Origin of the sequence: Pedobacter puniceum, assembly GCF_009674685.1 — a bacterium.
Classification (GTDB): Bacteria; Bacteroidota; Bacteroidia; order Sphingobacteriales; family Sphingobacteriaceae; genus Pseudopedobacter; species Pseudopedobacter puniceum.
This window is the reverse complement of record NZ_WKJI01000002.1, coordinates 1031337-1057842: the sequence shown is the minus strand read 5'-3', so window position 1 is coordinate 1057842 and position 26506 is coordinate 1031337. Positions and strand designations below refer to the sequence as shown.

Genomic DNA, 26506 nt, shown 5'->3' with positions numbered 1-26506 from the left:
TTATCATTAATCACGATTTTTAAGTCCTAAACCTGGTTCATCGCTTAAAATATATTTACCGTCAATAAAATCTGGCGTTTTAAAAGGGTTATTAGTGGTCATGAAAGGTCCGTCTAAATCGGCCCAATCACATAAAGGAGCCAAAGCCACCCCGGCTAAGGTAGCTACACTGGTTTCACTCATGCAACCAATTAGTATTTTCAAATCATTAACTCTGGCCATTTTTATCATCTCATATGCTTCATATAAACCTGCAGATTTCATTAGCTTGATATTAATACCATGATAAACACCTTTAGCTTTTGAAACATCTGCTAAGCGCTGTACAGCTTCATCGCCAATAATTGGGATAGGGCTGTGAGATGTAATCCAGGCATTTCCATCTATGTTTTCTTTAGGCATAGGTTGCTCTATTAACACAACACCTTGCTCTTTTAGCCAAAAAGCCATATCTAAACCTTCATTTTTATCGGCCCAGCCTTGGTTAGCATCAACAAACAAAGGTAAATGGGTAATATTTCTTATGGTTTGAATGATTTGCTTATCGTTTTCTCTACCCAATTTTACCTTTAAGATTTTAAAATCGTACTTTAAAGCATCTTCAACTTTCTTGATAATCATTTCGGGCTCATCAATACCAATAGTATAAGTTGTTTCTGGCATATTTTGAGGTACCGAGTCAAAAAAATTATAACAAGGCTTTTGGGCTATCTTACCCGCTAAATCATACAAGGCAATATCAATAGCTGCTTTTATGGCTGGCATTCCGGCTGTTATATCATCCATATATTGATGAATAGCGGCGAAATCAAAAGGATAGGTGAATTTTGATAAATCTAATTTTGACAAAAAAGAACTTGCTGTTTCTTCATTTTCGCCCATATAAGGTACCATAGAGGCTTCTCCAATACCAGTATATCCTTCATGAAAAATTTCTACCAGCATAATAGGTGTGCTGGTTCTAGAGAACTTAGCTATAGTAAAAGGAAATTTTAGTAAAAGATTAAAACTCTTGTAACTTATTTTCATGTATTTTCGTCTAAAAATTAAATGTAAAAAATTAGCTTTTAATTCAACCTTAAATGATAAAGAAATACTCTCTTAAAATTATTCTTTTTCTGCTTATAACCATTTTAGGCGCTTGTAGTAGTGGGAAAAAACTATTAGAACAAGGCGATTATGACCGAGCTGTATATACCGCTGTTGACCGTTTAAAGGGCAGCCCTAGTAACAGAAAAGCCCGTCAAACTTTAACCGCAGCCTTTTCTTATGCTGTACAAAGGCACCTAAAAAGGATTGATGAAGCTAAACTAAGTACAGCCCCTTTTAAATGGGAAAGTATAGTAAGTGATTATTCTGCTTTAAATAATTTAGCTAATGCAGTAGAAAATTGTCCGGCTTGTTTAGAACAAATTCCCGATACTAGAAAATTCATTAAAGAACTTGATGATGCCCGCTTCTACGCAGCTGAAGAACGTTATAATGCCGGCAAAAAATTATTAGCACAAGGCACCAGAGAATCTGCCAGAACTGCTTATGATCATTTTGACAGAGCAAATCAGTTTTATCCTGATTTTAAAGATGTTAGAAAGCTTTTAGATGATGCTTATTTAGCTGCTGTTTTAAAAGTTATTGTTGAGCCTGTGCAGGTAAACTCTAGACTTTACCAATTGAGTAACGAGTTTTTTCAAGGTAAAATAGCTGAGTTTATGGCCGCTTATGAAGAACGTAGCTTTGTTAAATTCTACAGCCCTGAAGAAGCAAAAAAAATAAAATTAAAAGCAGACCATTTATTAAGTTTAAGCTTTGATGATTTTGTAGTTGGACAAACTTATGTAAAAGAGCGCATTCAAGATGTAAAAAGAGATAGTGTAAAACTTGGCGAAACTGCACAGAAAAGACCTGTATATGGAACAGTAAAAGCCCGAGTTACTACATTTGAAAAAACTATCAGCTCTTCCGGATTACTAGATTTTAGGATAAGAGACTTTAACAATGGCAGAATTATATCCCAAGAAAAAATGCCGGGCACTTTTATTTGGAGAGACGTTTGGGGAACCTTTAATGGCGATGAAAGAGCTTTAACAGAAGAAGAAAGGAGAATTTGCAGAAGAAAAGAGATTATGCCTCCGCCACCACAGGATCTGTTTATAGAGTTTACTAAGCCTATTTATAGCCAGTTAACTACTAAAATTAGAGGTTTTTATAGCAGATATTAATTTTGGTATAATTTTATATTAAACTTGTAAAAACAATAAAAATTAACGCAAACAACACACATCAATATGGAATGGATAACTAATCCAGAAATCTGGATTTCACTACTTACCTTAACAGTTTTAGAAATCGTATTAGGTATAGATAATATTGTATTTATATCTATTCTGGCAGGAAAATTACCTGTAGACCAACAAAAAAGAGCTCGCTCTTTAGGGCTAGCTTTAGCCATGATAACTAGAATTTTACTATTGTTATCTTTAAGTTGGGTTATGTCTTTAACGGCTACGCTTTTTAACCCGGCAGAATGGTTTGGAGTTAGCGATAGCACTTTATTATCAAAATTCGCCATCTCGGGTAGAGATTTAATTCTACTTCTAGGAGGTTTATTCTTGATTTATAAAAGTACCCACGAAATTCATGAAAAACTAGAAGGTGCAGAAGAAGATAACACTGTTAAGAAAACTTATTCCTTTACAGGAGTTATCATCCAAATTTTAATTCTGGATATTGTATTCTCTTTAGACTCGGTAATTACTGCGGTTGGTATGGCCGATGAAATTATGGTCATGATAGCCGCTGTGACCATAGCTGTTGTAGTAATGATGTTCTCTGCAGCTGCCATTTCTAACTTTGTAAACCAGCATCCTACGGTAAAAATGTTAGCTTTATCTTTCTTATTACTTATTGGTTTTTCTTTAGTAGCAGAAGGATTAGACCAGCACATACCTAAAGGATATATTTATTTTGCAATGGCTTTCTCTGTACTGGTAGAAGTACTAAACTTAAAGTCAAAGAAAAAATCAAAGCCGGTTGAGTTAAGAAATACCCCGCAAGAATAATTAAAAGCCTCCTTCATGGAGGCTTTTTTTGACATCTATTTAAAAACTACTACCTTAATAGCTTGTTATATTAAAGTCTTCAAAACGCTGCGCATCTTAACATATTCAACATGTATAAAAAAATTAAGCTCCTAACCGTTTTGTTTAGCATTGCTTTTATAGCATTTTCTTTCAAAACAGACTTATTTCAAGTTTCTAAAAACCTTGACATTTTTGCATCGGTATATAAAGAACTTAATCTTAATTATGTGGATGAGGTTAACTCGGCTAAGCTTATCAGAACCAGTATTGATGCGATGCTAAGTGATTTAGACCCTTATACAGAGTTTGTTCCAGAATCTGAGATTGAAGATTACCGCATGAAATACGTTAGTACCCAATATGGCGGTATTGGTGCAGCAGTTATACATAGAGATGGGCGTGTTTTTATATCAGACCCATTTGAAGGTTACCCAGCACAAAAAGCAGATTTAAAAGCTGGTGATGAAATTATTGCTATTAACGACCAAATCCTAAAAGGTAAAAATAACGACCAAGTAAGTTTGCTATTGAAAGGACCAAAAGAAACTCCTGTAAAATTAAAACTAGCTAGAGATGGTAAGGTATTTGAAAAAGAGCTAAAAAGAGCTGATATTAAACAACCCAATGTTAGTTATTATGGTATGATTGGCAATACAGCCTACATCAGATTAGATAAATTTTTAGAAAATTCCGCTCAAGAAGTTAAAGATGCCCTAATAGACCTTAAAAAGAATAATCCAACAGGGCTTATTATAGACCTGAGAAATAATGGTGGTGGCATTTTGCAAGAAGCAGTAAAAATTGTAAATCTGTTTGTAGGTAAAGATGTTGAAGTGGTTTCTCAGAAAGGGAAAAACCCTGAAAAAAACATCAATTACAAAACATTTTTATCAGCCCTAGAGCCAGATTTACCTTTAGCCATTTTAATTAATAATAGGTCTGCATCGGCATCAGAAATTGTAGCTGGCTCTTTACAAGATTTAGACAGAGCGGTTATTATTGGTCAGCGTAGTTTTGGAAAAGGCCTGGTGCAACAAACTTTTAATTTACCTTATAATACTCTGGTAAAAGTAACGGTAGCTAAATATTATACTTCATCCGGAAGGTGCATTCAAGCTTTAGATTATACCCACCGTACAGAAGATGGTGTGGTAGAAAAAGTGTCAGATTCTTTAATTAACGAGTATAAAACCAAAGGTGGCCGTTTAGTTTATGATGGCAGCGGTATTTATCCTGATATCAATATTGATCCTTATAAGTATCATCAAATTACACAAACCTTAGTATCAAAATATCATGTATTTGATTTTGGAAACTTATTTGTAAAAAACAACCCTACCATTGCTCCTGCCGCAGACTTTAAGCTATCTGATGCAGATTATGATAGTTTTTTAAACTTTATAAAGGATAAGAATATCTCTTACAAAACATCTTCAGAAAGGCTATTAGCTAACTTAAAAGAGGAAGCACAAAAAGAAAAGAAATTAAACGATGTAAAAGCAGAAATAGAAGCTTTACAAAACACTTTAAGTAATAGTAAAAAGGCAGATTTAACAACCTATAAAGCAGAGATTATGCGAGTGTTAGAATCTGAAATTGTACAACGTTATTATTACGAGAAAGGCCGTATTGTACAAACTTTCCAGTACGATGAAGAGATAAAAAAAGCAAAAGAGTTTTTTAATGATAAACAAAAATATAATGCTGTTTTAGCTGGTATTGGTAGCTATAAAACTATAGGTAAACCAGTAAAAGTTGTAGCTAAAGCTGATTAAAATAAAAAGCGGTTTTTAGCCGCTTTTTATCATTTATCTTTTCAATGGTTCTGATATTTCTATGGTTTTAAAGGATGTAAATTTAAAAGCCATAGTTTTACTACTCTTAACTGGAATTTCATTGATAGAACCTGACACCCATTTAGGAGATAGAGCTAATAACCTTGTTATTTCCTCATCAAAACCAAAACCGCCAGGTCTTAACACTTTTATATCCGTTAAACTACCCTCTTTATCTACAACAAAACTCACAAGCACCATTTTTTCCAAATTCTTATTTAATGCTCCTGCAGGATATTGTAAATTCTTATTTAAGAAAGCCTCAAATTCTTTTAAGCCTTTAGCTGGTTCTGCTTGATTATGATTTAATGTATAAACTGCATCTAAATTTTCAGGTAAGGGAGGGCTAAAAAGCTTAATTTTAAGGTCTGGATTATTGTTTTCTAAGGAAAATGTAATATTTAATCTCCTATTTACCCGAACTTTTTCTCCATTTCTAACTCCACTTTTCCATTTCTTTGCTAAGGATAACAATCTTTTAGCTTCTTCTCCAAGACCAGAACCTTTAACATTTCTAGTTATAGAAATATTACTTAAACTCCCGTCTTTTTCTACTATAAAATCCAAATGAATTAATCCTACAATATTATTCTCTAAAGCATTTTTAGGATACTTAAGATTTTCTTTCATCAACTTTTCAAGCCCCTCTAAGCCATCCAGATATACGGGGCTTTCATCTACTTGTACATAAACATAATCGGCTTTATGATTAGCTTCCTTTTGTTGAGCGTAAAAATCATTTGCATTAGAGTAAGAGAAAGTTGACAACATAAAACATGTTGTACAAGCTATAGCCTTGATTAAATTTTTCATAAATAGGGTAATTGGTTTAAAAACCAAAGAAACATATTGTTTTCTAAAATATCAATAGTTAATACCTAAATTGCTTTTTTAAAAATCAGATATGAAAATAACTTTTCATGGTGCTGCACAAACAGTTACCGGCAGTAAACATTTATTAGAACTAGCCAATGGCCAAAAAATTCTTTTAGACTGTGGCATGTTCCAAGGGCATGGAAAACAAACGGGAGAATGGAATTTACATTTCGGTTTTCAGCCTTCTGAGATAGATTTTCTGATTTTATCTCATGCACATATAGACCATTCTGGTTTAATACCTCGCTTAGTTGCGGAAGGTTTTACTGGCGATATTATTTGCACACCAGCTACGAGAGAGCTTTGTAAAATCATGCTTCAGGATGCAGCAAAAATTCAAGAGTCAGACGCTAAATTCATCAACAAAAAAAGAACAAAACTGAATAAAAATTTAGTAGAGCCACTTTATACTATGGAAGATGCTTTGTTAGCCCTTTCATTTTTTAAAAGGGTAAAATACAACCAGCCTTATACGATAACAGATGGTGTTGAACTTTTATTTACAGATGCTGGCCACATTATAGGCAGTGCAGCCGTACATTTAGATATTACAGAAAATAATAAAACCACTAAAATAACCTTTAGTGGCGATGTTGGCCGTTATAACGATTTACTATTAAAATCTCCTGCAGCTTTTAGGCAGGCAGATTATGTAATTCTAGAAAGTACCTATGGAGATAGTTTACATGATATGGCTATGCCAACAGAAGGCAGACTTTTAGAGGTCATACAAGATACTTGTATCCAAAGAAAAGGAAAAGTTATTATCCCAGCGTTTAGCGTTGGACGCACACAAGAGATATTATATGCGCTTAACGGTTTAGAATTAAAAGGCGTATTGCCAAAAGTAAAATACTATGTAGATAGCCCTTTATCAGAAAAAGCCACATTGGTGGTAAAAGCCCACCCTTGGAATTTTAATGACCAGGTACAAGAGGTCTTAAAACAAGATGATGACCCCTTTGATTTCGAGGGTTTATCTTTCATTGAAGATACCGAAGCTTCAATAGCTTTAAATGAAGACCAAACACCGATGGTTATTATCTCGGCATCCGGTATGGCCGAAGCAGGCAGGGTAAAACATCACATTAAAAATAATATTGAAAATCCAAATTGCACCATTTTACTGGTTGGTTATAGTGAGTCTGGCTCCTTAGCCGGACGTTTAAAGAGTGGTGTTAACCCGGTATCTATTTTTGGCGAATATTATCAAGTTAATGCCAAAGTTATCAGCATACAAACCATGAGCGCCCACGGAGACCAAAAAGATTTAATTCGTTTTATAGAAAATCAGGATAAAAGCCTAGTAAAAAAAATATTTTTAGTGCATGGCGAGCCTGATACACAAGAAATTTTCAAGCAAAAACTGTATGAAAAAGGCTTTCAGAACATAGAAATACCTTATCGTCACCAAAGTTTTGAACTTTAAGCCACATTTTAGTAAAAAATAGATTTCTAAGCATATAAGACTAATTGTAATTCAGGCAACAATCTTTATATTTGCCTCCGTAAATTCAGATTTTAAGACATAATCATGAGAGTAATACAATACAGAGAAGCACTTCGTGAAGCCATGAACGAAGAAATGCGCAAAGACGATAAAATTTTCTTAATGGGTGAAGAAGTTGCCGAGTATAACGGTGCTTACAAAGTTAGCCAAGGCATGCTTGATGAATTTGGTCCGAAAAGAATTATTGATACGCCTATTGCCGAGCTTGGCTTTGCTGGTATTGCTATTGGTGCTGCTATGAATGGCTTGCGCCCAATTGTAGAATTCATGACTTTTAACTTTTCTTTAGTTGCGATAGACCAAATTATCAACGGTGCAGCTAAAATGTTATCTATGTCTGGTGGTCAAATTTCTGTACCAATTGTTTTTAGAGGTCCTACTGGTAATGCTGGGCAATTAGGTGCGCAACACTCTCAAAATTTCGAGAATTGGTTTGCTAACTGCCCTGGTTTAAAAGTAGTAGTTCCATCAAACCCTTATGATGCAAAAGGTTTATTAAAATCATCTATTCTAGATCCAGACCCGGTTATTTACATGGAGTCTGAATTGATGTATGGCGATAAAGGTGAAGTGCCAGAAGAAGAATACTATATTGAAATAGGAAAAGCAAAAGTAACCAGAGAAGGTTCTGATGTTACCATTGTTTCTTTCGGTAAAATGATGAGCAGAGCTGTACAACCTGCTGTAGAAGCTCTGGAAAAAGAAGGTATTAACGTAGAAGTTATAGATTTAAGAACTGTAAGACCAATTGATTTTGAAACTATTTTAACTTCTGTTAAGAAAACAAACAGACTGGTAGTAGTTGAAGAGGCTTGGCCTTTAGCATCTATTTCATCTGAAATAGCTTTCCATGTACAAAAAAATGCTTTTGATTATTTAGACGCACCAGTTTTACGTATCACTTGTGCTGATGTTCCTCTACCTTATGCTCCAACCCTAATTGCAGCCAGCTTACCAAACGCAGAGCGTATTGTTAAAGCGGTAAAAGAAGTAATGTACATCAATAAATAATCTTATTCAAGATATATGAAAAAGCCGAGTTGTGATAAACAGCTCGGCTTTTTTTGTGGATAGGGTTTATAATTATTGCTTTTCCTTTAGCGTAATGACAACAACTCCATTCTTACCTTGCTCGCCATATTTATCTGTAGCATTTTTATCTTTCAAGACTTCTACTTTATCGATGTTTTCAGGCTTAATTTTTTTCATATCCTCTTCAGTAATTACTTTTCCATCTAAAATAAATTGAGGTTTAGGAGTATAACCTGTTAGATTAAAAGAAATAGGTAAAGCAAAGTTTACCCTTACAACTTTTCCATTCTGTTGACCTGGCTCCCAGTTTGGTGAAAGTTTTATTACCCTTAAAGCTTCTTCATCCAATTCCTTACTCACACCTCTTAAAATTTTAATATCACTTAAAGAACCATCTTTCTCTACAATAAAGTTAACAATAACTCTTCCTTCTATTTTTTTTTCTTTAGCTTCTATCGGATATTGTAAATTTTTCATTAAAAATTCCGGAAATTTTTGAGGCCCACCTTTAAACATCGGTAAAACATCTACATCATTTGACACAACCTCCTCATTTTTATAGCCATACACTTTTACTTCTTTTAAAATTGGTGCATCTAAAGCAGGTTCTTTAGTAAGTTCTTTTTTTATTGTGTCCCTATTAAAAGAAGCTTCCGTCTCATCAAAATCAACTATAGTTTCAGATTTTGGCTTTAGCTGCTCTGTTTTAATCTTGTATAAGGTAGTTTCTTTAAAAGTAGGAATCAAGGTTTGAATTGATTCTTGAAATTCTATTTTGCTAGCCACGTTTTTGAGTGTTTTATTTTCATTGATGGTAGCAGAAGATAGTATCAATGCTAATAGAAATAATGGAACAGACAATCCATACTTTAGAATGGCTGCTTTACTTGATTTTTGCTTTTGTAACATAAGGATTCTCCTTTTTAATAAAGATTGGTTAAAAAATGTGTTGGTTAACTTATGTGGATTTATACCGAGGCTTTCACTAAATAGGAGTAAAGCATATTCTTTTTTACTAGACGCAGATTGTACAACTACCTCATCAGCAATAAATTCATGAATTTGCTTTATTGCAACTTTATAGAAATATACAATCGGGTTAAACCAATTTATGATGCTAATTATCTCAAAAAATAAAACATCAGCTGTATGTAATTGCTTAGCATGTGTAAGCTCGTGTTTCAAGATTATATCTTTCTGAGGAAGGTTTTCATCAATTTTAATTTGATTGAAAAATGAAAATGCTTGCTGATGGTTATCGGTTTTTAAAAGCCTCCTTAATTTTACAAGCCTGTAAACAAGTCTTGTAAAACATACAAGAACACCACCTATATAAATGAAAGTTACATAATCACTCAAGGTATGAGCTTGTGTATTTATTGGTTTAGCAAAACCTTCTGTAACTGCAATGTAAACTCCAGACCATCCTTGCTCTACCTTATCTGTAATAAAAAATTGGCGTATCCAATCTAGGTAAAACAAGGGTATACATAAAGAAATTAAAGCCGACCCTACCAAGTATATCCTGTTAAGCTGAAAAAAGGTTTCATTTCTTAAAAACAAGAAGTAAAATCCATAAAATAACATCAAGTAAATGTTGATTTGAATAAGGTAGTTTGCCCAGTTCATCATTTATCGTTTTTAAGTTTTTCAATAAGTTTTAATATTTCATCCGCTTCTTTTAAATCAATTTTTTGCTTTTTCACAAAAAAGGAGAACATACTCTCTACAGAGTTTTCAAAATAACCGTTCAGTAGCTTATCAGTTGCGTAGTGTTTATATTCTTCTTTTGTAATTGATGGTAAGTATTGATGACTTTTACCAAAAGCTTTATGCTTAACAAAACCCTTAGTTTCTAAAATCCTAATGATGGTTGATACTGTATTGTAAGCCGGTTTAGGTTCTGGCAAATGCGCTATAACATCCTTAACAAAGCCTTGTTGTATCTCCCAAATCACCTGCATAATTTGTTCTTCTGCTTTTGTAAGTTCTTTAAATTCTCTTTCCATATGATTTGCTAACGTTTAAACTAATGTATAACTAATTTTTTAGTTATACAACTAAAAAATTAGTTATTTTAAGAAAATATAATTTAAAATTTTGAAAATCAGACAACTAAAGTGATTACAATGATAAAACTACTTCATCACATGAACTTTCAGAAAATATTACTCCCATAAGATTAATACAAATAGACTCAACTCAACAGCCAAAATTTTGTTTACATTTATATAAAACCAATGAAACCTGTTTGATATGAAAGAACTCAACAGACCAGTAAGAGTTTTAGTTGCCAAAGTTGGCTTAGATGGACATGACCGTGGAGCCAAAATAATAGCGACTTCTTTAAGAGACGCCGGTATGGAAGTTATTTATACAGGCTTAAGGCAAACGCCAGAAATGGTGGTTAATACAGCCTTACAAGAGGATGTTGATGCTATAGGTGTATCTATATTATCAGGTGCGCACATGACTGTTTTTCCAAAAATCATCAATCTTATGAAAGAGAAAGGTATGGATGATGTATTGGTAACAGGTGGTGGTATTATTCCGGATGAAGATATGCAAGCGCTAAGGAAAATAGGTGTTGGCGAGTTATTTCCGCCGGGAACTAATACAGTAACCATTGTAAATTATATTAAAGATTGGGTTCTAAAACACAGAGACTTTTAATTATGAAAAACTATCTTAACCTTCTTACAGACTTACAAAACAATATTCTCTATTTAACTATCAACAGAGAAGAGAAACTTAACGCTCTTAATAAAGATACTTTAGCCGAATTACATGATTGTTTTATAGCCGCATTAAATGATGAATTGATAAAAGGTATCATCATTACTGGTAAGGGAGAAAAAGCATTTGTGGCTGGTGCCGATATTAAAGAATTTTCTGATTTTAATGCTGAAGAAGGAAAAAACTTAGCTAAAGAAGGTCAAACAAAGGTTTTTGATCTAATTGCTAACAGTAAGAAACCAGTTATTGCTGCTATTAATGGCTTCGCTTTAGGAGGTGGTTTAGAATTAGCTATGGCTTGTCATATCAGAATAGCATCGCAAAATGCCAAATTAGGACTTCCAGAAGTTAGTTTAGGGTTAATTCCGGGTTATGGGGGTACTCAAAGATTAACAGAATTGGTGGGTAAAGGAAAAGCACTTGAAATGATTTTAACTGCTGATATGATTTCTGCCGAAGAAGCAGAAAAATTAGGATTAATAAATTATGCGGTATCTGCAGCAGATTTATTACCAAAATCAACAGCTTTAATGCAAAAAATACTTAGTCGCTCGCCAGAAGCTATTGCAGCCGCCATACAGGCTATCAATGCGTTTAACCATAGTCAAAGTGGTTACCAAGCAGAAATAGATGCTTTTGGAAGTTGTTTCTCTACCTCCAATTTTAAAGAAGGTGTATCCGCATTCTTAGAAAAGCGTAAGCCCAATTTTCGCTAATATGATTTTATCTATCATATGAATTAATTTTACTATAATTAAAATTAATTATGTAGAATTATTTTCCCATTTAAAATAAATATCTATATTCGCTTAAAAGAAGCTTGATGGTTTCTTGTTCTGGCAAGTAAATACAGATATGAAAAAAATACTAATCGTTGATGATGAAGTTAACATTGGGTTACTTCTCTCTAAATTTCTATCAAGAAATGGTTTTGAAATAAAGACTGCTACTTCAGGAACTTCAGCCTTTGATATCCTCAGTAAAGAAACTTTTAACCTTGTGCTTTGCGATTTTAGGTTGGAAGATACAGATGGCCGAGAAGTATTAAAAAAAATCAAATTACTTTATCCAAGAACAGGTGTTATCATTATTACAGGTTATTCTGATATAAAATTAGCTGTAGAGCTCATTAAAATGGGTGCCTATGACTATATAACCAAACCTCTTTATCCAGATGAGATTCTCAACACCATCAATAAAGCTATTGAAACTCAACAAGCTTTAAATGAAGAATTAGACAATCCTTCTACTATTGCAGAAGAAACCCCTAAAACAAAAGAGGCTAAAAAAACTTCAGGAAGTTTTGATGAATATGTAATAGGTCAAAGTACTGCCGCTAAAGAACTAATGAGGCAGATAGAATTGGTGGCTCCTACCAATTACAGCGTTATTTTAATAGGAGAAAGTGGAACAGGTAAGGAATCGGTTGCTAAAAGTATCCATATGAAAAGTAATAGAAGAGACAAACCTTTTATTGCGATGGATTGCGGTTCTTTAACTAAAGAATTGGCAGGATCAGAGTTTTTTGGGCATGAGAAAGGCTCTTTTACTGGCGCATTATACACCAAAATTGGTCACTTTGAAATGGCAAATGGTGGCACACTATTTTTAGATGAAGTAGGAAACCTTTCTTACGAAATACAAGCCGCTTTATTAAGAACGGTACAAGAAAGAAAAGTAAAAAGAATTGGCTCTACTAAAGAAATAGACCTTGATGTAAGAATTATTGTTGCTACCAATGAAAACTTAATTGATGCTATATCTAAAGGTAAATTTAGAGAAGATTTATATCACAGGTTTAATGAATTTGGAATCTATATGCCTCCCTTAAGAGAAAGAGGAAAAGATATCTTAATTTTTGCAGAACACTTTCTAAACGCAGCAAATGCAGAACTTAACCGAGATGTTAAAGGCTTTAGTGAAGAGGTAGAAGAATGTATACTTACTTATACATGGCCAGGTAACGTTAGAGAGTTAAAGAACGTTATGCGTAGAGCAGTTCTGTTAACTGAGGGAGATTATATCCTTTTAAAAGCCTTACCATTAGAAATTTCAACCTTCACAAAAATATCAGCATTAGAAACCATTTTAGACAAACCATCAGGAGGTGGGGAAGGTAGAAGAGAGAAAAAACTAGATTTAAAAAATGCAGCCTTAGAGGCAGAATACGAAACCATTTTAAAAGTACTTAAAGAAGTAAATTTCAATAAAACTAAAGCAGCCAAACTTTTAAATATTGATAGGAAAACGCTTTATAACAAAATGAAAGCTATTAATCTAGAATAATAATGACTTCTAACCTCTCATTTTTAAAATCTAGAAAAGGATTTGATATCCCTATTCCGTATTTCATAGCAATATTTACGCTATGTATTTTTCCGTTCATGCTTTCAGTTTTAAGGCTTGATATTGATTTACTTGGCTATCATATCATATCTTTTGAAAACAATACTATCCACAGAAATATGAATGTTGGCAAAGCATTTAATACAGCTTGGATATTATTTAGTGTTGCTACCGGATTATTTACCTGCATCTTAACTTTAATTGATTTTAAGGTTAAAAAAGATATCGCAGCCCCCATTATTGGCCTAGTACTACTTTGCACAGCAATGATAGACTTATTACATCTTATAGTTGCCGCTGATTTAATTCAACTAGCCATTAATGATACAGATGCACTTTATATTACATGGTTTGCTAGTAGGATTCTACAAGTTACATTTTTAATTGTAGGTACAGGACTCATCCTAGTTGTTAAAACTAAAACCATCAGAAAAATAGAGCAAAAAGTTAAACTATTGCAAAGTTTAACACTCATATTTGCTATTATAACTGTAACTGTAATATACTTTCTACTTACAGTAAAAACTCTACCAGATCTACTTAAAACCAGCAATTCTTTTCTGATACATCCAACAGAATTAATAATTATAGGATTATTCTTTTTATGGGGTTCGGTTATCATGCCAAATGTGATAAAAACCTACCCTAGTATATTTTCGCAACTTTTAGTTTTAAGTATGATTCCTGCAATTTTTGCAGCCGTACATATGTCTATTTCAACCTTTCCTTTTGATGCTAATTATAATGTTGCGCAGTTTTTAAGGCTAATAACCTATTTTATTCCTTTAACAGGAATTAGCCTAAACTATTCAAGAAGCATCTCTAAACAACACCATACTAATTTAAAATTAGATAGAGAGATACAGGAAAAAAAGAAAATACAGCAAAACTTAGAAAGCAGACAAAATTTGCTAAAATATGCCGAGTCTATGGCTAATATGGGTAGTTGGGAAATGCAAACAACTACCGATAAGATGATATGGTCTGATGCACTATACCACGTTTTAAATTTAAATCCACAACAAACCCAGCCAACTCTTGAAGCTATTCTTCACCTTTTTCAGGATGATGATAAAAACAACTTCAAACAAGCTTTACAAAACTGTATCAAAACTCAAGGTTCTTTTCAGTTAGAGTATCAAATTACAGATCATCATACATCGAAACAGCGCTTTTTACAAATAAAAGGACAGTATATCCAAACAGAGAACAAAATTATAGGCACCTGCCTTGATGTGACCAAACTTAAAGAAGCCACATTTAAACTAGAACAAAATGAGGCCATTTTAAAAGAAGCAGAATCAATTTCTCATAATGGAAGTTTTGAATGGAATCAAGGCTCTTCTTCTATTTTTTGGTCTGATGAACTTTATAGGATACACGGCTTAGACCCACAAAATATTAAACTAGATTTTGGCTTTTATAAAACCTTAATTCATCCAGAAGACCTTAAAAGATGCGAATCTACAGTAGAAAAAGCTTTTAATCTGAAGCGTAACTTTGTTATTGAGTACCGTATTATTAAACCAGATAAAGAGGTTAGATTCTTGTATGGAACAGCAAAAATTATCATCGATAAAAAAACCGAGGCCATAAAAGTTTTAGGTACCATTCAGGATATTACAGAGCTTAAAAACACAACCATATTATTAGAAAAAACAGAAAGTATTTATAAAACTATTGCCAAAAATGTTCCAGATTCTGCTGTGATGATGTTTGATAAAGATTACAAATTAATCTTATTAGATGGCCCAATAGTTAAAGACTTAAACTTTAAAACCCAACCACAAACTGGTATTTTTCTACCTGATTTATATCATGATGAACTAGCATCAAAAATTAAAAAATCTCTCGATAAAGCATTTGCAGGTTTAGAAGTATCTTTTGAAAAAGAAGAGAATAATCGTTTTTACAAGATAGACTACGTACCGGTAAGAAACGTAGCAGGAGAAATTTTTAGTGTGATGGTGGTAAAGCATGATATTTCTGAGATTAAAGCCGCACAAAAAGATTTAGAATCTAAGGTTGATGAGTTAAATAGGTCTAACCAAGATTTAGAACAATTTGCTTATGTAGCCTCTCACGATTTACAAGAACCCTTAAGAAAGATAAGAGCTTTTGGAGACCGTTTGCAAAACAAATATGCCCAAGAAATTTCTGAAGAAGGTTTAGATTACATAAAAAGGATGCAAAGTGCATCAGAGAGAATGCAAACTCTTATTGATGATTTACTTACCTATTCTAGGGTTACCCGCGGAGACGAAGGTTTTGTAGAGGTAGATCTACATGAGCAAATACAAATGACTTTAGAAAATCTTGAATTTGCTATAGAGAAAAAAGGCGCTACCATAGATATGATGGTAAACCATACCGTAAAAGCAATACCTGGGCAAATTAGACAGCTTTTCCAAAATTTATTTAGTAATGCTATTAAATTCAGTAGAGAAAATATTGCTCCGGTAATAGAAGTAAAATCTGAAATAATAAGTGGTTCTTTACTTCATATACCAGGAGTTTATCCCAACAAAGATTACTGTGTTATTAAAATTAAAGATAACGGTATAGGTTTCGACCCTCAATACGGCGATAAAATATTTGCACTTTTCCAAAGATTACATACCAGAAATGAATACGAGGGAACAGGTATTGGATTAGCTGTTTGTAAAAAAATAGTTGAGAAACACGATGGTTTTATACAAGCTGATAGTAAACCAGGAGAAGGCACATTATTCACCATCATTTTACCTTACAAAGCTTCATGAGTAAAAAAATAATAAATAGTACTATTTGGATTGCAGAGGACGACCCTGACGATAGATTAATGCTTAAAGAAGCTTTTGAGGAAGTTAATTATACCAAGCCTTTAGTTTTTTTTGAGGATGGCGAAAAAGTTATTGAAAGCTTAAAAAAGAAACGCATTAAATTAAGGCCAAATCTTATTTTGCTGGATTTGAATATGCCTAAAATAAACGGACATGAGGTATTAGCCTTTATTAAAGCTAATGAAAACACCAAAAATATACCGGTTATAATTTTTACTACTTCTAAAAGCGAAGAAGAAAAAATAGAAAGCCTAAAACTAGGTGCTAGTGATTTTATTACTAAACCCTATAAATTTAAAGATATGATAAAAATTGCCGGAGATTTAATCAAATCATACGGATAAATGATAATAATATGAAGCCTGTTAAAGTATTATTAATAGATGATGATGAGGATGACTACATCCTTACCAAAGAAATATTTAACGATATTCCTCAAAAAGAAAAATATCAGTTAAGCTGGATTAACAACTATGAAGAAGGTATTAATGCCATGCTCAAGAGCCATTATGATATCTACCTGGTAGATTATCGTTTGGGTAAATATACTGGTATTGATTTGCTGAAAGAAGCTATAAAATCTAACGTTGGAGAACCTATTATCATCTTAACAGGAAAAGGTGATTCTAAAGTAGATGACGAAGCTTTACAAATTGGTGCAGCAGATTATCTTATCAAAGATAAAATAGACCCTTACACTATAGAACGCTCTATACGATATGCTTTAAAACATACTTTAGCCTTAAAAGCGTTAAAAGAAAGTGAAAACAAGTTTAAAATTATTTTTGAGCGCTCTAAAGAACCATTTGTAATTATAGATTCTTTTGGTGCCATTAGAGATATTAATGAAGCTGGTTTAAGATTTTTCAAATACACCAGAGAAGAACTTGAGCTCATAAAAGGTGTTGATTTATACCTTAACCGTAAAGATAATACCCAATTTGTTCAGCAAATGGATGAAAAAGGTTCTGTTAATGATTTTGAAACCCAGCTCATCACCAAAGAGAAAGAAATAAGAACAGTAGCCATATCGGCCTTTTTACAAATAGACCAACACGCCACACAAGAGCTTTATTACTGTATCATCCATGATATCACCAATAGAAAAAAAGAAGAAAAAGCTATTGTAGATATTGAAAAGCTAGCCGTAACAGAAAGAATTGTTAAAGGCTTATCAAATGAAATAAGAAATCCTTTATCTAACATCAACTTATCCTTAGAACAACTTAAGCTTGATTTAAATACAAATGATGAAACCATCAATCTTTATTTAAACATCTTAAAAACAAATTTTGATAAGATTAACCTATTAGTTTCTAATTTAGTTAGCTCTACACAAAACAGAGAACTTAATATTCAAACTAAAGTTATCAACCATATTCTAGAAGAGAGCATTATCAAAACAGAAGATGAGTTAACTCACCAATCGTTAAAAATAGATAAAGACTTCAATACTACTGATATTATGGTTGATGTTGATGAGGAACAAATTTTACAAGCTTTACAAAATGTTTTCATCAACGCTATAGAGGCAGGTGCAAACTATATATCAGTAAAAACAGCAGTAAAAAATAATGAAGTAGAAATACTTATTTCTGATAATGGAAGCGGAGTACAACCAGAAGACCAAAAAAGAATATTTGAGCCATTTTTCACCCATAAAGCAAAAAGCTTAGGTATGGGTTTAGCAAATGCTCAAAAAATTCTTTTGAATCATAAAGGTAAAATTAGCTTAGAGGATACTTCAGCAAATGGTTCTACCTTCGCTATTTCAATACCTGTAAGTAAACAAATAAATTTATGGGATGCTTTATAATTAAATTTTTTATTATTTAGCATATTATAATCAAGAAATTTATTAACATTGCAAATTAAAATAATAGAGATGAGAAAAAACATTAAAAATTTTTTAGCATTATACACGCTTTTTGCATCAACAACCTTTGTAGCTCTTGCTCAAGATACTAAAATGTCTACAGCAAAAACTTTTGGCGGCAGAGGTCAATACAGAACTTGGTCTGTAGGTGTTAATGCTGGAGCTTTAACTCCGGTTGTATTAACAGGAGGTTCAAATGACTTTACCAATTGGGATGCTAACTTTGGATATGGTTTAAGCCTAAACAAACAAGTTGCACATTCTTTCAGCTTACAAGCTAATGCTTTTTTTGGTGATTTATCAGGTAATAATGCTGATGCACCAGGCGGTAGAGTAGGCAACTACAGATCTTTTGAAACACAAATAGGCTTCGGAATAGATTTAAGAGGTGTTGCTAACGTAGCTACTGTTGATTTCCTTAAAAGAGAAAATGCACTAAACTTTAGTGTTTCTACTGGTTTAGGTGTCTTAGGTTACGCTCCTAGCTATGTAAACCAAGCTAATGCAATTATAGATTGGAAAGGTGTTTCTGGTGCTTCTGGCGATAAAGATTTTATAAAGAGTGCTTATGTACCTGTAGGTGTTGGCGCAAAATTCAAAGTTTCTGAATTGGTAAGCTTTAACTTAGGGTATACTATGAATTTCTTAGATGCGGATAATCTAGATGCTAATTCTGCTAAAGAAAATTCTAAAGATAAATTTTCATACACTCATGCTGGTTTAGAATTTTCTTTAGGTTCTAAAAGCAAACCAAATTTAACTTGGGCTAATCCAGTAGCTACCATGTATGATGAGCTTAACGATTCAAAACTACGTGAAGATGTTAACAAGTTAAAAACTCGTACTTCTACAGCAGAGCAAGATGTACAAGATCTTAAAAAAGATACCGATGGAGATGGTGTTGCTGACCACCTAGATAAGTGCCCTGGAACACCAGTAGGCACCAAAGTAGATGGTGCAGGTTGTGCATTAGTTGTTCCTCAAACTAAAGCAAAATAATCTTTACCATCATCATAAAAAAGCTTCGAAATAATTTTCGGAGCTTTTTTTGTTTTAAAAGCTTTCATATATTTAATTATGTCAGTTTTTACTTATAAGCAAAGAAATTCTATTGTTCTTATCGTACTATTAATTTTAGCCGCGGTAATACTGTACAGTTTAAGAGACTTATTTACTGCTTTCTTAGGCGCTATTGTAATTTACACCATTTTCAAACCGCTATATCTATATCTGGCTAAAAGAATAAAGAGTTATTTAGCTGCTGCAACGGTTATTTTATTATCCTTTATCATCATTATTTTACCTTTTTTTGCTCTCAGTTATATGATTATAGATCGTGTAACTGATTTAAAACAAAATCAGTTTCAACTTAAAGCCTTAATTTCCAGATTAGATGATTTTGTAGGACTTCAGTTAAATCAACCTCATTTGGTAGATAAATACGTAAATAAGCTTTCCATATTAATTCAAGAGCTATTTCCAACTTTTGTTGGAGGCGCATTTTTCATATTTCTTGCCCTTACGCTGATGTATTTTATACTTTACTTTATGTTGGTAGAGATGGAATCATTCGAAAATATCCTTTTAAAATATGCACCATTAAGAGAACATCATGCCAAACAATTTGCAGAAGAACTCAAAAACACCACCTATTCTAACATTTTAGGTCAAGGTTTAATAGCTCTAGTACAAGGTATGCTGGTAAGTCTATCATTTTTCATTGTTGGGATAAACGATGCCATATTTTGGGGTGTGTTGGGTATATTTTTATCATTTTTACCTGTTGTTGGTGCCCCACTGATTACCTTGCCTGCTGCCATTATTTTATTTTTAAACGGAGAAACGGGGAATGCTATTTTTCTAAGCATTTTTACGCTAACTATACTTATCAATATAGACAATATCATTCGTTTTATCATCAATAAAAAAGTAGCTGATACGCATCCTATCATCACTGTTATAGGTGTTATTATTGGTATACCCATGTTTGGTTTTGTGGGTTTAGTATTTGGTCCTTTGCTACTCTCTTGGTTTATACATTTAGCTGCCATCTATGAAATAGATATCATAGCAACAGAAAGATTAGAAAATCATTTAGAAAACAAAAATTCAAATTCATAGCATAAAAAAACATTTTGGCAGGATATTTTCTTGTTAAACATAGTTATTCACATTAAAAAAAATCATCATGACAGAGAATTCAAAAACAGTTATAGCACTTTTAGCCGGATTAGCTGCTGGTGCTGCTTTAGGTTTATTATTTGCTCCAGAAAAAGGTTCAGACACAAGAGATAAACTTGCTGAATCTTTAAAGAATTTAGGCGATAGTATCAAAGAAAAAGCCGCAGAAGAAATTGATAATCTTACAGATTTAAAGGAAAAAATTGTAGGTAATATAAAATCAAAAATTAAGCAAGCAGAACATGAATATGCTGATGATACGGAACACGCTTAATTTTTAATCATCTAATTTTTAATGACAGACACACGTTAAGTAATGGAAGAGTTAATAGAAAAAATAAAAGAGCATTTAAATACAAGAATGAAGCTTGCTAAGCTTACACTTGTAGAGAAAGGAGTACTGCTCTTCGCCAATTTAATTACGGATGGTTTAGTAATTATATTCATTGTACTTGCATTTCTTTTCGTGAGTCTGGCATTTGGTTTTTACTTATCAGAATTGCTTGGCAATAGTTACGGAGGCTTCTTCTTGGTTTCTCTTTTCTATTTTTTAATGGCAGTATTAGTATATGCTACCAAAGACAAATACCTAGAAAAACCTATAATTAATAACATGATTAAGAAAATTTTTAAGAAACAAGAGGAGGAATAGCAGTGGAAACTCAAGTTAAAATAGAGAATCTTCAACAGTTAAGAGCTCAAATAAAAACATTACGCTTACAACAAGCAGAACAAGAGCTTTATTTCTTAGAAAAAAAGCAGAGTTTTCAAGAAGCAATTAAATCTCCCTTTAAGTTCTTAAAAAAAGTAGGTTCATTTTTAGGTTTTAATAGTAAAGAACAGCAAGGTGTAAGCCCTAAAAACGCAGATTGGGTTACCTCTCTAGCAAGAATATTTGTACCATTTGTACTTAATAAAACCTTATTAAGAGGTAATGGCTTGTTTTTAAAATCTGTACTTACGCTTATCTCACAAAGGGCTATTAACCCACAAAATGTTAATCAACATACATTAAGTAGTTTAATAGATAAAGTAAGCTCTTGGATAAACTCTACCCTAAAAAGTAAAAAGAAAAAAGATATAGATTATGGCATCCCGCCAGATAGCGAAACTTTTTAACAAAAAAGAGAGCTTTTTATAAGCTCTCCCTTTTTAAAATTTATAGACAACAGTATTGATATTCATACCTGCACCTACAGAGGTAAATAAGACAACATCATCTTTCTTAATTTCATGCCCCTGATATTTAGTTTTCAAGATTAAGTCTAATAAAGTTGGCACTGTAGCTACTGAAGAGTTACCAAGTTTTGCAATAGACATCGGCATTACATCTAGTGGAGCATCATCAATATCATAAAGCTTGAAAAATCTTTTTAAAATAGCCTCATCCATTTTTCCATTGGCCTGGTGGACTAAAACTTTCTTTACATCACTTGGTGTTAAATTGGCTTTTTCTAAAGCTGTCTTCATCACCAATGGTACATTTTTTAAAGCATATTCATACACTTTACGTCCGTCCATTTTTAAGAAAATATCAGTGTAAGCAGCATAATCTTCTTTACTACTGCCTTCCATTCTTAAAAACCAAGCTTCATTTTGCGTATGTGTTTGGGCTTTATGAGATAGCATACCCACATTTTCATTTGTTTCTACAGCACTTAATATCACAGCACCAGCACCATCAGCATAAATCATGCTATCTCTATCATGTGGGTCGGTAATTCTTGATAATGTTTCTGTACCTATTATTAAGACATTTTTTGCATCGCCAGCTTGGATATAGTAGTTAGCTTGTATTAAACCTTGCACCCATCCTGGGCATCCAAAAGGTAAATCATAAGCTATACAGTCTGGATTTTGTATTTCTAATTTATGCTTAATACGACTAGCTAATGTTGGCACCATATCAGAGCGGTTTGTACCATAATTTATATCACCAAAATTATGTGCTACAATGATATAATCTAAAGACTCTGGATCTATCAAAGAAGATTGTAAAGCATCTTGCGCAGCTAGAAAACCTAACTCAGAAGCTGTTTGATTAGGCTCAGCATATCTTCTCTCTTCTATATCGGTAATGGTAACAAATTTCTTAATAATGTCTGCATTACTACGATTGATGCGTTGCCCGTCTCTTTCAAAGAATTCATGGTTAATAAAATCTTCGTTCTTAACTACAACACCAGGAATATAACTCCCAGTTGCAGTAATAACAGCTTTAATTGATTTAGTCATACGTTAAATTTGAACTATATACCAAATTAGTATAAAGTATCGGAATTAGGAAATATTTATTAAAACAAACTCGTTTGCCTATTAAAATCATTCCTAAAAAGATCTAATCTTTGAATTTTCATTGATCTTCCTGTTAGATATTTTTTAACAGCTAAATTAAAAAGTTGATGTATGGCTTGAGCCTCTATCCCATCTCCAGAGATACGCTTACCCCACCTTGTATCGTTTAACTTACCTGCATGGCAAGCTTGTATTTGGTGCAACACTTTTTGGGCCGCATCCGGAAAGGCTTTTTCTATCCAATCTGTAAAAATATGAGCGATGGCACCATTTAAACGCACAATAGTAAAAGCAGCAGCCTGCGCCCCATGAGATGCGGCTGCCTTAACAATATCCGTAATTTCATGACTATTTAAGCCTGGTATAATGGGGGCAACCATTACTCTTACAGGTATATCATACTTTGCCAACGTTTCAACAACTTTTAGTCTTCCTTTACCAGTAACAGTTCTAGGCTCTAGTTTCAGGCGCAAATCCTCATTCAATGAAGTAATAGAAATATTTACATGCAGTAAATCATGCTTGTTTAATTCTTGTAATAGGTCTAAATCTCTAAGGATAAGATTATTTTTAGTGATGATACTAACCGGATGCTTGTATTTTAGTAATACTTCTAAAAGCGACCGTGTTATTTTAAATTTTCTTTCTGCAGGCTGGTAGCAATCTGTATTTCCGGATAGTAAAATAACTTTAGGTTGGTAGTTTGGCTTATTTAATTGCTGTTCTAATAGCTTGGCAGCATCAGGCTTTATGATGATTTTACTCTCAAAATCTAAACCTGCATCAAAACCCCAATACTCATGCGAGTTTCTTGCATAGCAATAAATACAACCATGCTCGCAACCATGATATGGATTAACTGATGCTACAAAAGATAAATCTGGACTGTTGCTTTCGCTGATGATTTTTTTTGGATATTCTTTGATGAATTCTGTCTTTATTTCATCAATAAAAGGTTCATCTAAACCTTCAATATGCTCTAAACTATATTTTAAATTTTGGAATTTATTATTGATATTTCCCTGCGCTCCACGACCTTTTAGGTAAGATTCTTCATTATTCAACATAACCTAAAAATACTAAAATTTTTAGTATTTTTAGATGGAAAATAAATTATTGATAAGAATCATCTAACAAGAAAACAAAAAGTTCTTTAGGGCCATGAGCGCCTATAACCAATGTTTTTTCTATATCAGCAGTACGACTTGGACCGGTAATAGTACTAATCATTGTTGGTAAGTTATTGCCGTATTTATCTTTTAATAATTTAAACCCGTCTTTTAAATCCATTACCAATTGTGAGGTATAAGCTATTACTACATGAAAATGCGGGTAAATACTTAATCTCCTACCAGCAGCACCGGCATTGCTTACTAATATAGAACCATTTCTGGCTATAAGTGCTTCGCATAAAGTAAAACCTACTTCTGCAAGTTCAAAATCTTTATCGCTTTCGTAAAATGGATACTCGTACTTTCTTAATAAATCTTGTAAAGGTTTTTCCCAGCAGTATATTTTACGCCACTTTTTCTCATCAGCTAAAAGCAAAATATTTTCTATGAGTTGTATTTCATCTTCGCAAAAAACAAACTGACCGCTTACGTTTATAAATTGTTCGGCAAATACTACTTCTGGTACTTCATTTACCGGTGGATATAAAGGAAGATCTTCCAGATTTGGATATGGATTATCTCTTTTCTCTAATAAAGCTTTTCGTATTTTTTTTAATAATTTCTCTTTCGAGGTACTTTCCTTCATTTCCTATGATATAAGCTGCAAATTTAGGATATAAAAAATCCCCTGAAAACAGGGGATTTAAAATTTTATATTTCAGATGATTCTGATTTAAGAGGTTCTGTACTATCGCCTACAGGCTCTGGATGTATATTTTCTGCAATTACACCCTGCTCACCACCTTCTTTACCGTTCACAAATTCATCGTAAGTGGTTCTGTGGTCAAATGGTCTTTTACCTAAAATCTCTTCTAAATCACTTTGGAACAAGATTTCTTTCTCCAAAAGTTTTTGAGCTAATAACTCTAAACCTTCTCTTTTTTCGGTAAGTAATTGCTTAGTTCTATTATATATACCTTCAATTAATAACCTAACTTCTGTATCAATAAGCTCAGCAGTTTTATCAGAATAAGGTTTGCTGAAATTATATTCGTTATTAGGATCGTGGAAAGAAACATTACCTACTTTAGGGTTCATACCATAAATGGTAACCATGGCGTAAGCAAGTTTGGTGATACGCTCTAAATCGTTTTGTGCACCTGTAGAGATTTTCCCGAAGATGATATCCTCTGCAACACGCCCACCCATAGTCATACATAAACCATCAGAAAGTTGTTCTGTAGTGTACAAAAACTGTTCTTTTGGTAAATATTGCGCATAACCTAAAGCCGCTACTCCACGTGGAACAATAGAAACTTTAACCAATGGATCTGCATGTTCTAAAAACCAACCTGCAATGGCATGGCCAGCTTCGTGATAAGCAACAATTTTCTTTTCTTCTGGAGATATGATTTTATTCTTTTTCTCTAAACCACCAATTACACGGTCAATCGCATCCTGAAAATCTTGCATATCAATAGCTTCTTTGTTTCTTCTAGCTGCAATAAGAGCGGCCTCATTACAAACATTAGCTATTTCTGCACCAGCAAAACCTGGGGTTTGTGCCGATAATTTTTTAGGATCTATCTCTTTAGCAAGTTTTAAGGGCTGCAAATGCACTTTAAAGATTTGCTCTCTACCAACTAAATCTGGCTTATCAATAGAAATTTGTCTATCAAAACGACCTGGACGTAATAAAGCGCTATCCAATACATCTGGTCTGTTAGTTGCTGCCATAATGATGATACCAGAATCGGTACCGAAACCGTCCATTTCAACCAATAACTGGTTTAAGGTGTTTTCACGCTCATCATTACCACCAACCATACTATTTTTGCCTCTAGCTCTACCAATAGCATCAATCTCATCAATAAAAATAATACATGGCGCTTTTTCTTTAGCCTGCTTAAATAAATCTCTTACCCTTGATGCACCAACACCTACAAACATCTCTACAAAGTCTGAACCTGATAAAGAGAAGAAAGGAACTTGAGCTTCACCTGCAACAGCCTTAGCCAATAAAGTTTTACCTGTACCAGGCGACCCCACTAACAAGGCTCCTTTAGGGATTTTACCACCCAAATTAGTGTATTTTTTAGGGTTTTTAAGGAAATCTACAATTTCCATTACCTCTTGTTTAGCTTCTTCTAAACCAGCAACATCATTAAAAGTAACGGTTACCTGAGATTCTTTATCAAAAAGCGTAGCTTTTGATTTACCAATATTAAAGATTTGACCACCAGCACCACCTCCGGCACCGCCACCCATTCTTCTCATGATAAATATCCACAACAAAGCAAAAAGGATAATAGGGAATATCACACTCCAGAACCATCCAGAAATTGGGTTGCTTCTAGTTTCTGGGATAACATTAACACGTTGGCCATCAGGAATACCTTCTTGTGAAGCCTGTAAACGTTTCTCTAAGGCCTCAAAAGAGCCATCCTTAAAATAATACTGAGGACTTGTGCCAGTTACAGAGAAATTAGAATTATCTCTAACATCTTTAAACTTATCCTTTTTTAAACTATCCTTTTTAATATAAACCTCTGCAATGTAAAGGTCTTCTTGCTTGTAGCCAACTAGTTTATCTACATCACCAGTTTTAAGCATTTCTTGCTCAAATTTTTGGTAAGTAATTAACTTAGAATTGTTACCACTCATGAAAAACTGAACCGCCAAAATAGCCAGTATAATGATACCATAAATCCACATGATATTGAATTTTGGTGGCTTTGGAACTACACGTTTACCCGGAACTTTTTTTATTGATTTTTTATCTTGATTTTCTTTCATTTTCTTCTT

At 33.2% G+C, this 26506-nt stretch carries 24 protein-coding genes; 16 read left to right on the top strand and 8 right to left on the bottom strand.

Going from position 1 to position 26506, the window contains the following annotated elements:
• Positions 1–6: 6 nt before the first annotated feature.
• On the bottom strand, positions 7–1029 hold the full coding sequence (locus GJJ64_RS11230) for a dipeptide epimerase (RefSeq protein ID WP_154287862.1): 1023 nt from the start codon (positions 1027–1029) through the stop codon (positions 7–9).
• 53 nt (positions 1030–1082) lie between these two features.
• Between GJJ64_RS11230 and GJJ64_RS11225 the strand changes: the two genes are divergently transcribed.
• The 3 genes from GJJ64_RS11225 to GJJ64_RS11215 all read left to right on the top strand — a co-directional run bounded on the left by GJJ64_RS11225 (position 1083) and on the right by GJJ64_RS11215 (position 4855).
• A complete protein-coding gene (locus GJJ64_RS11225; RefSeq protein ID WP_154287861.1) occupies positions 1083–2219 on the top strand; it encodes a hypothetical protein in 1137 nt (378 codons plus the stop codon).
• A 66-nt stretch (positions 2220–2285) separates the two neighbouring features.
• The gene (locus GJJ64_RS11220; protein WP_154287860.1) at positions 2286–3059 is read left to right on the top strand and encodes a TerC family protein; all 774 of its coding nucleotides are present in this window, start codon (positions 2286–2288) and stop codon (positions 3057–3059) included.
• Between the two features lie 110 nt (positions 3060–3169).
• Positions 3170–4855 carry a S41 family peptidase gene (locus GJJ64_RS11215; protein WP_154287859.1) on the top strand — a complete coding sequence of 562 codons (1686 nt, stop codon included), beginning with the start codon at positions 3170–3172 and terminating at the stop codon, positions 4853–4855.
• A gap of 33 nt (positions 4856–4888) precedes the next feature.
• Here GJJ64_RS11215 and GJJ64_RS11210 read toward each other — a convergent pair whose 3' ends face one another.
• The gene (locus GJJ64_RS11210) at positions 4889–5728 is read right to left on the bottom strand and encodes an energy transducer TonB (protein WP_154287858.1); all 840 of its coding nucleotides are present in this window, start codon (positions 5726–5728) and stop codon (positions 4889–4891) included.
• Between the two features lie 91 nt (positions 5729–5819).
• Here GJJ64_RS11210 and GJJ64_RS11205 point away from each other — a divergent pair, with 91 nt between their 5' ends.
• Positions 5820–7220 carry an MBL fold metallo-hydrolase RNA specificity domain-containing protein gene (locus tag GJJ64_RS11205; protein WP_154287857.1) on the top strand — a complete coding sequence of 467 codons (1401 nt, stop codon included), beginning with the start codon at positions 5820–5822 and terminating at the stop codon, positions 7218–7220.
• Positions 7221–7325: 105 nt separating this feature from the next.
• Entirely contained in the window at positions 7326–8312 is a 987-nt protein-coding gene (locus GJJ64_RS11200; protein WP_154287856.1) for a pyruvate dehydrogenase complex E1 component subunit beta, read from the top strand.
• A gap of 72 nt (positions 8313–8384) precedes the next feature.
• Here GJJ64_RS11200 and GJJ64_RS11195 read toward each other — a convergent pair whose 3' ends face one another.
• Positions 8385–9965, bottom strand: a complete 1581-nt coding sequence (locus GJJ64_RS11195) for a M56 family metallopeptidase (RefSeq protein ID WP_154287855.1) — start codon at positions 9963–9965, stop codon at positions 8385–8387.
• Positions 9962–10342: a BlaI/MecI/CopY family transcriptional regulator gene (locus GJJ64_RS11190; protein WP_154287854.1), complete on the bottom strand. Its 381-nt coding sequence runs from the start codon at positions 10340–10342 to the stop codon at positions 9962–9964. The genes GJJ64_RS11195 and GJJ64_RS11190 overlap by 4 nt, the downstream gene beginning before the upstream one ends.
• Positions 10343–10589: 247 nt before the next feature.
• On the opposite strand from GJJ64_RS11190, the gene GJJ64_RS11185 reads away from it, so the two are divergent.
• From GJJ64_RS11185 to GJJ64_RS11135, 11 genes are all read left to right on the top strand, one after another.
• On the top strand, positions 10590–11006 hold the full coding sequence (locus GJJ64_RS11185; RefSeq protein WP_154287853.1) for a cobalamin B12-binding domain-containing protein: 417 nt from the start codon (positions 10590–10592) through the stop codon (positions 11004–11006).
• A 2-nt stretch (positions 11007–11008) separates the two neighbouring features.
• On the top strand, positions 11009–11785 hold the full coding sequence (locus GJJ64_RS11180) for an enoyl-CoA hydratase/isomerase family protein (protein WP_154287852.1): 777 nt from the start codon (positions 11009–11011) through the stop codon (positions 11783–11785).
• A gap of 139 nt (positions 11786–11924) precedes the next feature.
• Complete coding sequence (locus GJJ64_RS11175) at positions 11925–13355, top strand: sigma-54-dependent transcriptional regulator (protein ID WP_154287851.1); 1431 nt, start codon at positions 11925–11927, stop codon at positions 13353–13355.
• A gap of 2 nt (positions 13356–13357) precedes the next feature.
• Positions 13358–16177, top strand: a complete 2820-nt coding sequence (locus tag GJJ64_RS11170; protein ID WP_154287850.1) for a PAS domain-containing protein — start codon at positions 13358–13360, stop codon at positions 16175–16177.
• Positions 16174–16581 (top strand): response regulator, encoded by a 408-nt coding sequence (locus GJJ64_RS11165; protein ID WP_154287849.1) that lies wholly within the window; start codon positions 16174–16176, stop codon positions 16579–16581. Before GJJ64_RS11170 ends, GJJ64_RS11165 begins: the two co-directional genes overlap by 4 nt.
• An 11-nt stretch (positions 16582–16592) precedes the next feature.
• Positions 16593–18053: a hybrid sensor histidine kinase/response regulator gene (locus GJJ64_RS11160; protein WP_154287848.1), complete on the top strand. Its 1461-nt coding sequence runs from the start codon at positions 16593–16595 to the stop codon at positions 18051–18053.
• Between the two features lie 69 nt (positions 18054–18122).
• Positions 18123–19112, top strand: coding sequence for an OmpA family protein (locus tag GJJ64_RS11155; protein WP_154287847.1), 990 nt, complete (start codon positions 18123–18125; stop codon positions 19110–19112).
• Between the two features lie 78 nt (positions 19113–19190).
• On the top strand, positions 19191–20234 hold the full coding sequence (locus GJJ64_RS11150) for an AI-2E family transporter (RefSeq protein WP_154287846.1): 1044 nt from the start codon (positions 19191–19193) through the stop codon (positions 20232–20234).
• 67 nt (positions 20235–20301) lie between these two features.
• Positions 20302–20568, top strand: coding sequence for a YtxH domain-containing protein (locus GJJ64_RS11145; protein ID WP_154287845.1), 267 nt, complete (start codon positions 20302–20304; stop codon positions 20566–20568).
• Positions 20569–20610: 42 nt separating this feature from the next.
• Positions 20611–20946: a phage holin family protein gene (locus tag GJJ64_RS11140; protein ID WP_154287844.1), complete on the top strand. Its 336-nt coding sequence runs from the start codon at positions 20611–20613 to the stop codon at positions 20944–20946.
• Positions 20947–20948: 2 nt separating this feature from the next.
• Positions 20949–21413: a hypothetical protein gene (locus tag GJJ64_RS11135; RefSeq protein WP_154287843.1), complete on the top strand. Its 465-nt coding sequence runs from the start codon at positions 20949–20951 to the stop codon at positions 21411–21413.
• A 33-nt stretch (positions 21414–21446) separates the two neighbouring features.
• Here GJJ64_RS11135 and GJJ64_RS11130 read toward each other — a convergent pair whose 3' ends face one another.
• The 4 genes from GJJ64_RS11130 to ftsH form a co-directional block, all read right to left on the bottom strand.
• On the bottom strand, positions 21447–22529 hold the full coding sequence (locus GJJ64_RS11130; protein ID WP_154287842.1) for a 3-oxoacyl-ACP synthase III family protein: 1083 nt from the start codon (positions 22527–22529) through the stop codon (positions 21447–21449).
• A 59-nt stretch (positions 22530–22588) separates the two neighbouring features.
• On the bottom strand, positions 22589–23656 hold the full coding sequence (locus GJJ64_RS11125; RefSeq protein ID WP_154287841.1) for a PA0069 family radical SAM protein: 1068 nt from the start codon (positions 23654–23656) through the stop codon (positions 22589–22591).
• A 46-nt stretch (positions 23657–23702) separates the two neighbouring features.
• Positions 23703–24347, bottom strand: a complete 645-nt coding sequence (locus GJJ64_RS11120) for a LutC/YkgG family protein (RefSeq protein WP_154287840.1) — start codon at positions 24345–24347, stop codon at positions 23703–23705.
• Between the two features lie 65 nt (positions 24348–24412).
• Complete coding sequence (gene ftsH, locus GJJ64_RS11115; protein ID WP_154287839.1) at positions 24413–26497, bottom strand: ATP-dependent zinc metalloprotease FtsH; 2085 nt, start codon at positions 26495–26497, stop codon at positions 24413–24415.
• Positions 26498–26506: the final 9 nt, after the last annotated feature.